Origin of the sequence: Burkholderia sp. MSMB617WGS (assembly GCF_001532025.2) — a bacterium.
GTDB classification, from domain to species: domain Bacteria; phylum Pseudomonadota; class Gammaproteobacteria; order Burkholderiales; family Burkholderiaceae; genus Burkholderia; species Burkholderia savannae.
Map to the genome: position 1 here is coordinate 1,514,638 of NZ_CP013458.1, position 13,058 is coordinate 1,527,695.

Genomic DNA, 13,058 nt, shown 5'->3' on the forward strand with positions numbered 1-13,058 from the left:
TCTCCCGGGATCAACGTAGCGTGAAAAAGCGTTTGGACAGCACGAGCACCGCGATCGACAGCCCGGACGTGACGCACGCGAGAAAGAACGCGGTGCCGTCGCGGCCGTCCTGCATCGCGTCATAAATGGCGAGCGACAGCGTCTGCGTCTGCCGCGGGATGTCGCCCGCGATCATCAGCGTCGCGCCGAACTCCCCCATCGCGCGCGCGAACGCGAGCAGCGCGCCCGCCAGAATCGCCGGCCACGCAAGCGGCAGCGTGACGCGCACGAACGTCGAGAACGGCGACTGCCGCAGCGTGCGCGCGGCCGCCTCGAGCGACCCGTCGACGCCGGCGAACGCGGCGCTCGCAGACTTCAGCACGAGTGGCAGCGCGACGATCGCGGACGCGAGCACTGCTCCGTGCCAGTTGAATACGAACGTGTACGCGAAATGCGTATAGATCCACGCGCCCAGCGCGCTGCGCCGGCCCGCCGCGACGAGAATCCCGTAGCCGATCACGGTCGGCGGCAGCACGAGCGGCAGCATGCACGCGGCCTCGCAGATCGCGTGTCCCGGAAAGCGGCGGCGCGCGAACAGCCAGCCGAGCGCGATGCCGACGATCGACGCGAGCACGGTCGCGATCCCTGCGACTTTCAGCGACAGCAACAATGGCGGCCAATCGATGCGTTGTAGGAAATCCGACATTCGCGACAACCTCCGTTATGTAACGGTCTACATCAGGATTTCAGCAAGATGCGGGCCATGCGACGACATCGATCGCTATCCGGCGGAGACGCCGAGATGCGCCGCGAGCCGCGCGAGCGCCGCCTGCCTGCGCTCCGGATCGTGAGCGGCAGGCTTGAGCAGCAGCCGGTGCGGCCCGAGCAACGCGGCAAGCCGGCGAATCTGCGCCTCGCAGCGGGCCGGGTCGCCGAACACGGCGTTCGCGGCGATGTCGGCGCCGCTCGCACCGGGCTCGAACATCGGCGGCAGCTTGCCCGGCGGAAACTGCGCCTGCATCAGCCGCGGATATTCGCGCACCCCCGCGACACCCGTGTCGACCGCGCGGCGATCGTCGTCCTCGCAATGAAAGAACCGGACAATCGCGAACGGCAGATCGGCGCGGCGCGTGCGCTCGGCGCTCACCTGCCCGGCGACCAGTTCCAGCGGCACCGCCGGCGTCGCCATCAGGCCGAAGCCCTGCTCGGCCGCGAGCCGCCACGCGTCGCCGCTCAGGCTCGCGAGCCAGACGGGTACGGGCCGTTGCAGCGGACGCGGGTGGATCGCGATGTCCTCGTACCGAAAAAAACGGCCGTCGAAGTGCGTGGCGGGCTCATGCCACAACCGGCGAACCAGCTCCAGCGCCTCGAACGTCCGCTCGCGCGCGGCGTCGGCCGACGGGATGCCCGCCTGCCGGTACTGGTCGGGGAACGGGCCGCCACGCGCGACGCCGAATTCGATGCGCCCGCCGCTCAACAGATCGAGCGTCGCGACGTCTTCCGCGACCCGCACCGGATCGTTCAGCGCGAGCAGCGACGCGCCCGTGCCGAGCCGTATCCTCGACGTGCGCGCGGCGATCTGCGCAAGCAGCACGGTCGGCGCGCTGCCGATCGCGAAGCGGCTGTGATGGTGTTCGGCGACCCAGACGTCGTGAAACCCGAGCGTCTCGGCAAGCACGCCGGTTCGGATCGTCTGCTCGAGCGCGACGCGCTCGTCGCCGTCCTGGTTCTCGACGTTGAGGAAGACGCCGAGGCGAGGTAATGAAGTAGACATGTCGGGTTCGTGACGTGGAACGAAAGATAGGTTGTGCCAATGGGACCCGTCAGCCATGACGCGGGCACGCACATGCCGGGACGGCCGTGCCTCGCCTCGTGCGCTGCACTCTCTGCAGGCCGGCGATGAAACTCGCGACGCCCGAGGTTCGCAGCGCGAACCAGCGCACGCGATGACGCGCGCAGTGCGCGCGCAGCGCGGCGAGCGACTCGGGATCGATCGTGTCGAGCGGAACCAGCACTGCATCGGCCTGTTGCAGCAGCGACGCGAATCGCTTCGCCCGCGCGCCACCGTCGTCGTCGATCAGCGCGACGTGATGGACGAACTCGCCGCGCGCAGCCATGCGCGCAACACCGCGTTGCTGCCCGGCCGGCCGCCGACGTAGACGTAGCGGCGGCCGACCAGCGCCGCCATCAGCAGGTCGCCGTCGAGCAGCACCCGCTCGACGGCCTGCAGCTCGTGCGCGAGGCTCGGTGACGCTGATCACCGACGGCTGCCTCGAATGCGGAAGCTGCCGCATCCTGTGCAGCGACCATCAAAACATCGAATGGGAGTATCCGCGGGGCGGCCACGGGGTGCTGTTCAAGTTCGGTTGAGGGAACACTGCCGCCAGCCGAACATAGCCTGTTATGGTGCGCCAGACGCCTCGTCCATCTGCCGGTAACGTTTGATCCCAAGAGCGGCATTTGAACGGACAAGAAACCATTATCCCGTCGCGATTTGCCGCAACGAGGGGCGGGACCGAACTACCTGGAGTGATGTCGAGGGACGATACTGACCTGCCCCCTCGGTAAGGCCAACGGGCGTCTAGCAAAGTCCCTTCAAACCAGCTCCCGGAAAGCGGCAGGCGCATCCGCCGTTGCCGGAAGTTTCGCCGCGAACGCTGCAGGCGAAAGGCAATCCATCCAGTGCGCCGTGTCGCCTTTACTCGTTGTAGTCCAGGCGCCGGGCGGCGATAGGCACCTGGGCATGCGCGAGGCTCGTGAACCAGTGCTCGCTTAGGCAATCGAGCGCGCGAAGAACGACGAGGCGCGCGCTGCCCGAGCGGGCCGACCGACAATAATCTCCCGAGGATTTCCGGCGGCTGGCGCTACCCGCCGATGCTTGCGGGGCGTTGCTCCCGCGGGTGCGACGCCAGTCAAATCGAACGGGGCGACGGGCCCCTCCGAGCCCGTCGCCCCGCGCCCGCTGCTCGGCCTCGGCTCGAGGGCCGAGGCCGGCCAAGTCGTTCACGAAACCACGCCCTGAATCTTGTGCGAGAAGCTCGCCCGTTCCGCCTTGTCCATCAGCGAGAGGAACTCGTCGCGATCCATGTGGACCAGCTCTTCATGGTCGCCGGCCTCGAAATACACGTCCGGCTGCTGCGCGAGGCTCTCGTCGAGGAACGTCTGCATCCCGTAGGCCATGCACACGGGCGGCAGCGCGCCCACGTCGCAGTCCTTGAACAGTTCGCGCAGTTCGACTTCCTTCGCGAGCACGAGATGGCGTCCGGTCTTCGCCCAGAGTTCCGAAAGCCGCACCGCGTGCGTGGTCGGCAGCACGGCCGCGACGTAGCCCTGTGCGTCTTCGAGCAGCACGGTCTTCGCGAGACGGTCGCCTGGAATGTGCGCCGCCGCGGCCGCCTCCATGTTCGAGTGGCTGTAAGGATGATGGATGACTTCGTATCGCGAAGCCTTCTGGCGCAGGCAGTCCTGCAAAGTGACGGACATCGACATGGCACACCTCCGTCTAACAAACGTTGATCGCCGCCGGTTGGCAGGATGTCTCTAGAATAGGTCGCGCTCGCTCGTCCGAACAATGCGGCGGCGCCGCACCTACGACGGCTCGAGCCCTCTTTCGCGCAGCCACTCGCGGTTGAAGAGCCGCGTGCGGTAAATGTCGCCGCGATCGCACAGCAGCGTCACGATCGTATGCCCCGGCCCCATCTGCCGTGCGAGCCAGACGGCCGCCGCGACGTTGATTCCGCTCGATCCGCCGACGTACAGCCCCTCTTCGCGCAACAGCCGGTAGACCATCGCCACGCACGCCGGATCGTCGATGCGCACCGCGTCGTCGATCGGCGCGCCTTCCAGATTGGCCGTCACGCGGCTCGATCCGATGCCTTCCGTGATCGAGTTGCCCTCGACCTTGATCTCGCCCGTCTTCACGTAGCTGTAGAGCCCGCTTCCGCACGGGTCCGCGAGCACGATGCGGATCTCGGGATCGCGCTCCTTCAGATAGCGGCTCACGCCCGCGAGCGTGCCGCCCGTTCCCGTCGCGCAGACGAACGCATCGACCGTGCCCGCCGTATCGCGCCAGATTTCCGGGCCGGTCGTCTCGTAGTGCGCCTGCCGATTGACGAGGTTGTCGAACTGGTTGGCCCAAATCGCGTTGTCCAGCTCGGCGGCGAGCCGCCCGGCGATCTTCTGATAGTTGTTCGGGTCCTTGTACGGCGCGGCCGGCACGGAGCGCACGTCCGCGCCGAGCGTGCGCAGCAGCGCCATCTTTTCCGGCGACTGCGTCTCGGGAATCACGATCACGCAGCGGTAGCCGCGCGCCGCGCAAAGATGCGCGAGCCCGATGCCGGTGTTGCCGGCCGTGCCCTCGACGACGGTGCCGCCCGGCTTCAGCGCGCCGCGCCGCTCGGCGTCTTCGATGATGTAGCGCGCCGCGCGATCCTTGACCGATCCGCCCGGGTTCATGAATTCGGCCTTGCCGAGAATGTCGCAGCCCGTCTCCGCGCTGAGCTTCGCCAGGCGGATGAGCGGCGTGCGTCCCACGCAGTCGACGAAACCCTGCCGCACGTCCATGATCGTTCCCCCTTCCCCGCCCGCGCGCCGGCGGCTCGACCTACATCAAGGATAGGTGACGGCGCCGGCCGGCACCGCGCTTTCGCCGCCGCGAGCCGCGTACTAAGCTGGAAAGCGGCCCGAAAGCGACCGGGCCTGCGGCGCTCGCGCGCCGGTGCATTCGCGTCGCCACGAGACGAGGTGCGACATGCTGCAATTGCTTACCGTTGCGATCGACAAGCCCGAGACGACGAACTTCATTCTCGGTCAGACGCATTTCATCAAATCGGTGGAGGACATCCACGAGGCGCTCGTCGGCACCGTGCCGGGCATTCGGTTCGGCCTCGCGTTTTGCGAGGCGTCCGGCAAGCGCCTCGTGCGCCGCTCCGGCACCGACGGCGAGCTGACCGAGCTCGCGTGCCGGAACGCGACCGCGATCGGCTCGGGCCACTGCTTTCTCGTGTTTCTCGGCGAGGGCTTCTATCCGGTCAACGTGCTGAACGCGATCAAGGCCGTGCCCGAGGTCTGCCGGATTTTCTGCGCGACCGCGAATCCGACCGAGGTCGTCGTCGCGCAGACCGATCAAGGACGCAGCATCCTCGGCGTCGTCGACGGCTTTGCGCCGCTCGGCGTCGAAAACGACGAGGATGTGAGCTGGCGAAAGGCGCTGCTGCGCAACATCGGCTACAAGGCGTAGCCGCCGGGCGGCGAACGACGCTTTGGGCCGATTTTCGGCCGATTTCGGGCTGATCGCGCGCTGCGTGGGATCGATGCGTTCGCGGGCACTTCGCGGGCACTTCGCGGGCACGTTTACCGCCCCGTTCACGGGCACGATGCGGCGTGCCGGCGTGCCTGCATGCCGGCTCGAATCAGACGCTCGCCGCGCCGGCAATCGATGCCCGCCGTTCAACCGAGCGAGCCGCCCCGGCGCGCGCCGAACCGCTCGCCGCGCGGCAGACAAAACCGCGACGGATCGAACGGGAACGCCACGCGCCGCGTGCGCCCCATGATCTCGCCGCCCCCTTCCGTCACCCCGCTCCATACCGCCGATTTCCGCTGAGGATTGCGTAGGAAAACGCCGACAAACCGCTGCAGCGGATGACGCGAAGTTCGTCGTCGGCTGATTGGATCGGTGCGGCCCGTGGACGATACTTGGGTCACAACAAAGAGAATTTCATGTTTTGCGGCGGCGCTCGAGAAGCGCCGCAGCGAAGGAGACCAACATGAGCCTCGCCGCGCAAGATCTGATCGAATTGCTCCGTCTCGCCCAAGGCGGCGCCGGCGCGCTCACGCAACACCTGCTGCGCGAAGTCGCCGGAAATCTCATCGCATGCGGCGTCGCCGACTGCCGCGAAGGCTGCTGATTCGGCGGCGATCGACCGATGCGGGCGCGGGCGAGCGGCGCGCCCGCCTGTCGCCGAACGGGTGTCGAATCCCGGTTTTCGTTCGATCGACGATTCGCCGCGGCGGTTTGCATGCGTCGCCGCGATTGCATTGCATGCGATGCGCGTGTACTGACGCAATGCTCCGCCGATCGGCGCGGCGCGCGCCGCGCGGATCAACGCCGAAACGCATGACGACCGCATGACGACGACGTCCGACGCCGCTCCTCTGCCGCGGGAAGCCGCCTGAATGCCGCGGCTCGCCCGGTTCCTGACAGACTTGTCACCGCGCGGTCATCGCCACGCACCGCGCCGTCGTCACACTGGCCGGGTCCGCCGTTCCGGCGGCGACCACCAAGCGAGACATTCGATGAAACGAGCAACATCCATGGCCGTCGCGGCGCTTTTCGCCGTCGCCGCCTCATCCGCGTTCGCGCACGGAATGCCCGAGCGCGTGTTCAAGGAGCGCAAGCCGATTCGCGCCGAAACGCCGCAACAGCCGCAGCGCGACGCGCCGTCGCCCGCCTGTGCGCGCGACTGCGCGGCCGGCGCGAAACTCTCGCAACGCAACGACGGCGCGCCGGGCGCGAACCCGCGTCCCGTCAATATCGAAAGCGCCGCCGGCGCGCATTCGGCCGTCAGCGGCGGCTGAGCGGTCGAGCGACTGAGCGGCGATCCGGCGTCACTGCATTACGGCATCACGGCATCACGGCATTACGGCGTCACGGCGTCACGGCGTCACGGCGTTCGACTCCAGCGCGCGTCCGCGCGCCGTCGCGACACATCCTCCATGTCCGGCTCGGCCGATGCGTTCCACCGCATCGACCGCATCTGCCGCATCGGCCCTCGACACGCACTCCGCACGCCGACACGCCCCGCCGCACCGATCGCCCCCCTCCCGCGCGAACGTGACAAAAATGTCATGTTCGCCTCATGTTTGCATTGCGGCACGCCCCGTAGCATCGATCGCGTTTCACCCAAACTCGATCACCCATGCCCAAGCGTATCTTCGCCGCACTCGTGTCGGCCGCGATCGCGGCGTCGGCGGTGCAGGCGCAAGCGCAGTCCGCACCGCCCGCCGTCGCGCCCGGCCGGCCGACCGCCATGCCCGCCGACGCCGGCGCGCCTTCCGCGCCGACGCCGCCCGCGTCCACCGCCGAGTCCACCGCCGCCCCGCCCGCGCTGTCGCTCGACGACGCGCTGAACCTCGCCGCGGCGAACAACCCGCTGCTCAAGAGCGCGCAATCCGACGCCGATGCGTCCGTCGGCGCGCTCGTCCAGGCGGGCGCGCGGCCGAATCCAAGCGTGTCGCTCCTGCAGGAAGGCTTCGAGCGGCAGGAGCGGACGACGACCGGCCTCGTCAACCAGACGATCGAGCTGGGCGGCAAGCGGCGCTCGCGCGTCGACGCCGCATCGTACGGCCGCGAGTTCGCGCTCGCGTCGCTCGACGGCCGCGCGAGCGCGCTGCGCGCCGATGTGACGAGCGCGTTCTACGGCCTGCTCGCCGCGCAGCGTCAGTTGCAGGTCGCCGAGGAATCCGCGGCGATCGCCGCGCGCTCGGCCGACATGGCGGACAAGCGCGCGCGGGCCGGCAAGGTGTCGCCCGTCGAGGCGACGAAGGCGCGCGTCGCGCAGACGGCCGCGCAGATCGAGCTGTCGAACGCGCAGACGCGCGTGACGGCGGCGCTCGCGCGGCTCGCCAACGTGACGGGCAGCGCCCTCGTGCGCGAGCGCGCCGCGTCGGGCGACCTCGATGCGCTGCCCACCGTCGAGCCGTTGCCGCAATTGCTCGGACGGCTCGACGACGCGCCGCTCTCTCGCGCGGCGAAGGCCGCCATGCTGCGCACGAACGCGCAGATCGCGATCGAGCGCGCGAAGCGCGTGCCGGACATCACCGTGAGCGCGGGCGTCAAGCGCGTCGTCACGGGCGGCGCGCCGGACAATCAAGCAGTCGTCGGCATATCCATTCCGCTGCCGCTGTTCGATACGAACAAGGGCGCGATTCTCGAAGCGGTCCACAAGGCCGCGAAGGCGAGCGCCGATTTCGACGCCGAGCGCGCGCGCCTGCGGCTCGATCTCACGCAGGCCTACGCGAACTTCGAGCGCTCGACGAATGAAGCGCGGCGGCTGAAGGCCGACGTGCTGCCGGCCGCGCGGCAATCGCTCGACGCGATGTCGCGCGGCTACCAGCTCGGCAAGTTCAGCTTCCTCGACGTGCTCGACGCACAGCGCACGCTGTTCGACGCGCAGTCGCGCTACGTGCTGGCGCTCGCCGACGCGCACCAGTCGTACGCGGACATCGATCGCCTCGTCGGCGCGCCGTCGCGCGACGCGTCCCGCCCCCTCGCCCAACTTCGCTGAACCCATTTCACTGAAGAACTCGCCATGCAACGCAAGCAATTGATCCTCGCCGGGGCGGCCGCGGCCGGCGCTCTCGCCATCGCGCTGGCGCTCGCGCGCGCGCCGTCCACGTCGTCCACGCCGGCCGGAGCCGCCGCCGCTCCCGCATCGGGCGCGGCCGGCCGGCACGGCGGCACGGTGCTCGCGCAAGGCGCGCTGTCGGTCGAAATCGTGCTGTCGGAAAAGCCCGACGACGCGCGCCTCGTCGTCTACCCGTTCGCCGACGGCAAGCCCGCGCCGAAAGGCGCGAGCGTCTCCGGCACGCTGACCCGCTACGACGGCAGCCGCGTCGCGCTGCAGTTCTCGGAAGCGGGCGCGAAATACACGTCGGCGCAGGCGATCGCGAAGCCTCACGTATTCGACGCGTCGATCGACGTGAAGATCGGCGCGCGGCGCGCGTCGTTCCCGTTCTCGCGCGCCGACGGCGCGATCGCGCTGAGCGACGAGCAGATCGGCGCGGCGAAGATCGGGGTCGCGCGCGCGGGCCCCGCGCAGGTGGTCGCGAGCTTCCAGTTGCCGGGCGAGATCAAGTTCAACGAGGACCGCACCGCGCACGTCGTGCCGCGCGTCGCGGGGATCGTCGAGCGGGTCGCCGTGTCGATCGGCGAGAACGTCAAAGCGGGGCAGGTGCTCGCCGTGATCGCGAGCACGGATCTCGCCGACCGCCGCAGCGAGCTGATGACGGCCGAGCGCCGGCTGGAGGCGGCCCGCACGTCGTACGCGCGAGAAAAGACCTTGTGGGAAGAGCGGATCTCCGCCGAGCAGGACTATTTGCTGGCGCAGGTGCAGTTGCGCGAGGCGGAGATCGCCGCGGCGAACGCGCGGCAAAAGCTCGCCGCGCTGAACGCGAGCGCCGCGTCCGGCGCGCTCAACCGCTACGAGCTGCGCGCGCCGTTCGCGGGCACGATCGTCGAGAAGCACATCGCGCCCGGCGAGGCGATCGCCGCCGACGCGAACGTGTTCGTCGTGTCCAATCTGTCCTCGGTCTGGGCCGAGATGGCCGTGCCCGCGCAACGCCTGAACGACGTGCGCGTCGGCCGCCACGCGAGCGTCAACGCGGCCGCGTTCGAGTCGAAATCGAGCGGGCCGATCGCGTACGTCGGCGCGCTGCTCGGCGAGCAGACCCGCACCGCGCCCGCGCGCGTCGTGCTGCCGAACCCCGACGGCGCGTGGCGGCCCGGAATGTTCGTCAACGTGACCGTCGACGCGGGCACGCAAAACGTGCCGGTCGCGGTCGCGAGCGACGCGCTGCAGGACATCGACGGCGCGCCCGCCGTGTTCGTGCGCACGCCGAAGGGCTTCGTCGCGCAGTCGGTCGAGACGGGCCGGCGCGACGCCGGGAGCGTCGAGGTCGTCAAGGGCCTCGCGCCCGGCCAGATCTACGCCGCCGCGAACAGCTTCGTGCTGAAGGCGGAGCTCGGCAAGGGCGTTGCCGACGAGCACTGACGCGCCGCACGCGCCGCGCTCCGCCCCGCGCCGGCGCGCAGCGCTTTTTTTCGCATTCCAGAGGACTGTCACCATGTTTGAGCGCCTGATCCGCTTTGCGATCGCGCACCGCTGGCTCGTGATGCTCGCGATCGTCGCGGTCGCGTCGCTCGGCGTCTACAGTTACCAGAAGCTGCCGATCGACGCGGTGCCCGACATCACGAACGTCCAGGTGCAGATCAACACGTCCGCGCCCGGCTATTCGCCGCTCGAAGCCGAGCAGCGGATCACCTATCCGGTCGAGACCGCGATGGCCGGCCTGCCGAATCTCGAGCAGACGCGCTCGATCTCGCGCTACGGGCTGTCGCAGGTCACCGTGATCTTCAAGGACGGCACCGACATCTACTTCGCGCGCCAGCTCGTCAACGAGCGCATTCAGGAGGCGAAGGACAAGCTGCCGCCCGGCGTCGCGCCCGCGATGGGGCCGACCTCGACGGGCCTCGGCGAAATCTACCTGTGGACCGTCGAAGCCGACGCCGACGCGCGCAAGCCGGACGGCACGCGCTACACGAGCGCCGATCTGCGCGAGTTGCAGGACTGGGTCGTGCGGCCGCAGTTGCGCAACGTGCCGGGCGTGACCGAGGTGAACTCGATCGGCGGATACGTGAAGGAATACCGCGTCGCGCCGAATCCGACGAAGCTGATGTCGTACGGGCTCACGCTCGCCGACGTCGTGCGCGCGCTCGAGCGCAACAACGACAACGTGGGCGCGGGCTACATCGAAAAGCGCGGCGAGCAGTATCTCGTGCGCGTGCCGGGCCAGGCGCGCTCGGTCGACGACATCGCGAACATCGTGCTCACGAACGTCGGCGGCGTGCCGGTGCGGATGAAGGACGTCGGCGCCGTCGACATCGGCCGCGAGCTGCGCACGGGCGCCGCGACGGCCAACGGCGAGGAAGTCGTGCTCGGCACCGTGTTCATGCTGATGGGCGAGAACAGCCGCACGGTCGCGAAGGCCGTCGCCGCGAAGATGGTCGACGTGAACCGCACGCTGCCCGCCGGCGTGCGCGCGATCCCCGTCTACGACCGCACGGTGCTCGTCGAGAAGGCCGTGCAGACGGTCAAGAAGAACCTGCTCGAAGGCGCGGTGCTCGTGATCGCGATCCTGTTCCTGTTCCTCGGCAACATCCGCGCGGCGGTGATCACCGCGCTCGTGATTCCGCTGTCGATGCTGATGACGTTCACCGGAATGGTCAACGCGAAGGTCAGCGCGAACCTGATGAGCCTCGGCGCGCTCGATTTCGGCATCATCGTCGACGGCGCGGTCGTGATCGTCGAGAACTGCATACGCCGGCTCGCGCACGCGCAACACGCGGCCGGCCGCCCGCTCACGCGCGACGAGCGCTTCGCCGAGGTGTTCGCCGCGTCGCAGGAAGCGCGCCGCGCGCTGATCTTCGGGCAACTGATCATCATGGTCGTCTATCTGCCGATCTTCGCGCTCACGGGCGTCGAGGGGAAGATGTTCCATCCGATGGCGATCACCGTCGTGATGGCGCTCGCGGCCGCGATGGCGCTCACCGTCACGTTCATTCCCGCGGCGGTCGCGCTGTTCATCGGCCGGCGCGTCGAGGAAAAGGAAAACCGGCTGATGAGCGCCGCGAAGCGTCTGTACGCGCCCGCGCTCGACGCGTTCGTCGCGCGGCCGAGGCAGGTGCTCGCGGGCGCGGCCGCCATCGTCGCGTTGACGCTCGTGCTCGCGACGCGGCTCGGCAGCGAGTTCATTCCGAGCCTGAACGAAGGCGATCTCGCGGTGTCCGCGCTGCGCATTCCGGGCACGAGCCTCACGCAGTCGATCGAGATGCAGCGCTCGATCGAGAAGACGCTCAAGGCGCGCTTTCCCGAGATCGAACGCGTGTTCGCGCGCACCGGCACGGCGGAGATCGCCGCCGATCCGATGCCGCCGAACATGTCCGACGGCTACATCATGCTGAAGCCCGTCGACCAATGGCCGAATCCGCGCAAGTCGCGCGACGCGCTGCGCCAGGAAATCGAGGCCGCGCTGGCCGGGCTGCCCGGCAACGCGTACGAGTTCTCGCAGCCGATCCAGCTGCGCTTCAACGAGCTGATCTCAGGCGTGCGCAGCGACGTCGCGGTCAAGATCTTCGGCGACGACATGGCGACGCTCAACGCGACCGGCGAGCGGATCGCGGCCGCGCTGCAGAAGGTGCCGGGCGCCTCCGAGGTGAAGGTCGAGCAGACGACCGGCCTGCCCGTGCTGACCGTCAACCTCGATCGCGACAAGCTCGCGCGCTACGGCGTGACGGTGGGCGACGTGCAGGACGCGGTCGCCGCGGCGGTGGGCGGCCGCAAGGCGGGCCTGCTGTTCCAGGGCGATCGCCGCTTCGACATCGTCGTGCGGCTGCCGGACGAGCTGCGCACCGACGTCGAGGCGATCAAGCGGCTGCCGATCGCGCTGCCGTTCCCGGCTTCGGCGGGCGCGAGCGGCCCGGTCGTCCAGGCGCCGTACGTGCCGCTCGCCGAGCTCGCGACGGTCGACCTGTCGCCGGGGCCGAACCAGATCAGCCGCGAAAACGGCAAGCGCCGCGTCGTCGTCAGCGCGAACGTGCGCGAGCGCGACGTCGGCTCGTTCGTCGCCGACGCGCGCGAGCAGATCGCGGCGGATGTCCAGGTGCCGGCCGGCTACTGGCTGTCGTGGGGCGGCCAGTTCGAACAGTTGCAAAGCGCGAGCGAGCGGCTGAAGATCGTCGTGCCGCTCGCGCTCGCGATGGTGTTCGTGCTGCTGTTCGTGATGTTCAACAACGCGAAGGACGGCCTGCTCGTGTTCACCGGCATTCCGTTCGCGCTCACGGGCGGCGTCGTGTCGCTGTGGCTGCGCGGCATTCCGCTGTCGATCACGGCCGCGGTCGGCTTCATCGCACTGTCGGGCGTCGCCGTGCTCAACGGCCTCGTGATGATCTCGTTCATCCGCAATCTGCGCGACGAAGGCATGCCGCTCGACGCCGCGGTGCGCGAAGGCGCGCTCACGCGCCTGCGGCCGGTGCTGATGACCGCGCTCGTCGCGTCGCTCGGCTTCCTGCCGATGGCGTTCGCCACCGGCACCGGCGCGGAGGTCCAGCGGCCGCTCGCCACCGTCGTGATCGGCGGCATCCTGTCGTCGACCGCGCTGACGCTGCTCGTTTTGCCGGTACTCTATCGGGTGGCGCACTCGGCGTCGCTGCGCGCCGCGCTCGGCGAGCGGTTCGCCGGGCGGCTCGCGAAGCTCGCGCCCGCGGCCGTCCTGCGCCGGCGGCGCGAATCATCGAGGTGAAA

12 protein-coding genes and 2 pseudogenes are annotated in these 13,058 nt (G+C 69.2%); 6 read left to right on the forward strand and 8 right to left on the reverse strand.

Annotation, left to right across the window (positions count from 1 at the left end; translation table 11 throughout):
- Positions 1-10: 10 nt before the first annotated feature.
- From modB to WT60_RS35595, 4 genes are all read right to left on the reverse strand, one after another.
- Positions 11-685, reverse strand: a complete 675-nt coding sequence (modB, locus tag WT60_RS27290; RefSeq protein WP_059646558.1) for a molybdate ABC transporter permease subunit — start codon at positions 683-685, stop codon at positions 11-13.
- A gap of 75 nt (positions 686-760) precedes the next feature.
- Positions 761-1,753 (reverse strand): LLM class flavin-dependent oxidoreductase, encoded by a 993-nt coding sequence (locus WT60_RS27295; RefSeq protein WP_060356095.1) that lies wholly within the window; start codon positions 1,751-1,753, stop codon positions 761-763.
- Between the two features lie 49 nt (positions 1,754-1,802).
- Positions 1,803-2,096 carry a DUF2325 domain-containing protein gene (locus WT60_RS27300; protein ID WP_059646564.1) on the reverse strand — a complete coding sequence of 98 codons (294 nt, stop codon included), beginning with the start codon at positions 2,094-2,096 and terminating at the stop codon, positions 1,803-1,805.
- Entirely contained in the window at positions 2,057-2,191 is a 135-nt protein-coding gene (locus tag WT60_RS35595; RefSeq protein WP_257789118.1) for a hypothetical protein, read from the reverse strand. Before WT60_RS35595 ends, WT60_RS27300 begins: the two co-directional genes overlap by 40 nt.
- A gap of 29 nt (positions 2,192-2,220) precedes the next feature.
- Here WT60_RS35595 and WT60_RS27305 point away from each other — a divergent pair.
- A pseudogene (locus WT60_RS27305) lies at positions 2,221-2,349 on the forward strand (ferredoxin family protein); the annotation flags it as partial.
- Between the two features lie 225 nt (positions 2,350-2,574).
- Here the strand turns inward: WT60_RS27305 and WT60_RS35455 are convergent.
- From WT60_RS35455 to WT60_RS27315, 3 genes and pseudogenes are all read right to left on the reverse strand, one after another.
- A pseudogene (locus WT60_RS35455) lies at positions 2,575-2,761 on the reverse strand (integrase core domain-containing protein); the annotation flags it as partial.
- A gap of 221 nt (positions 2,762-2,982) precedes the next feature.
- On the reverse strand, positions 2,983-3,468 hold the full coding sequence (locus tag WT60_RS27310; protein ID WP_038744870.1) for a YbaK/EbsC family protein: 486 nt from the start codon (positions 3,466-3,468) through the stop codon (positions 2,983-2,985).
- A 99-nt stretch (positions 3,469-3,567) separates the two neighbouring features.
- Entirely contained in the window at positions 3,568-4,542 is a 975-nt protein-coding gene (locus WT60_RS27315) for a cysteine synthase A (RefSeq protein WP_038744869.1), read from the reverse strand.
- 187 nt (positions 4,543-4,729) lie between these two features.
- On the opposite strand from WT60_RS27315, the gene WT60_RS27320 reads away from it, so the two are divergent.
- The gene (locus WT60_RS27320) at positions 4,730-5,218 is read left to right on the forward strand and encodes an adenosine-specific kinase (RefSeq protein ID WP_081989383.1); all 489 of its coding nucleotides are present in this window, start codon (positions 4,730-4,732) and stop codon (positions 5,216-5,218) included.
- Positions 5,219-5,678: 460 nt separating this feature from the next.
- Here WT60_RS27320 and WT60_RS34790 read toward each other — a convergent pair whose 3' ends face one another.
- Positions 5,679-6,107 carry a hypothetical protein gene (locus WT60_RS34790; protein WP_186448670.1) on the reverse strand — a complete coding sequence of 143 codons (429 nt, stop codon included), beginning with the start codon at positions 6,105-6,107 and terminating at the stop codon, positions 5,679-5,681.
- A gap of 166 nt (positions 6,108-6,273) precedes the next feature.
- Between WT60_RS34790 and WT60_RS27335 the strand changes: the two genes are divergently transcribed.
- The 4 genes from WT60_RS27335 to WT60_RS27350 all read left to right on the forward strand — a co-directional run bounded on the left by WT60_RS27335 (position 6,274) and on the right by WT60_RS27350 (position 13,056).
- Positions 6,274-6,555: a hypothetical protein gene (locus tag WT60_RS27335; RefSeq protein ID WP_060356094.1), complete on the forward strand. Its 282-nt coding sequence runs from the start codon at positions 6,274-6,276 to the stop codon at positions 6,553-6,555.
- A gap of 341 nt (positions 6,556-6,896) precedes the next feature.
- Positions 6,897-8,264, forward strand: a complete 1,368-nt coding sequence (locus tag WT60_RS27340; protein WP_060356093.1) for a TolC family protein — start codon at positions 6,897-6,899, stop codon at positions 8,262-8,264.
- Between the two features lie 24 nt (positions 8,265-8,288).
- Positions 8,289-9,749 (forward strand): efflux RND transporter periplasmic adaptor subunit, encoded by a 1,461-nt coding sequence (locus WT60_RS27345; RefSeq protein WP_060356092.1) that lies wholly within the window; start codon positions 8,289-8,291, stop codon positions 9,747-9,749.
- A gap of 73 nt (positions 9,750-9,822) precedes the next feature.
- A complete protein-coding gene (locus WT60_RS27350; RefSeq protein WP_060356091.1) occupies positions 9,823-13,056 on the forward strand; it encodes a CusA/CzcA family heavy metal efflux RND transporter in 3,234 nt (1,077 codons plus the stop codon).
- Positions 13,057-13,058: the final 2 nt, after the last annotated feature.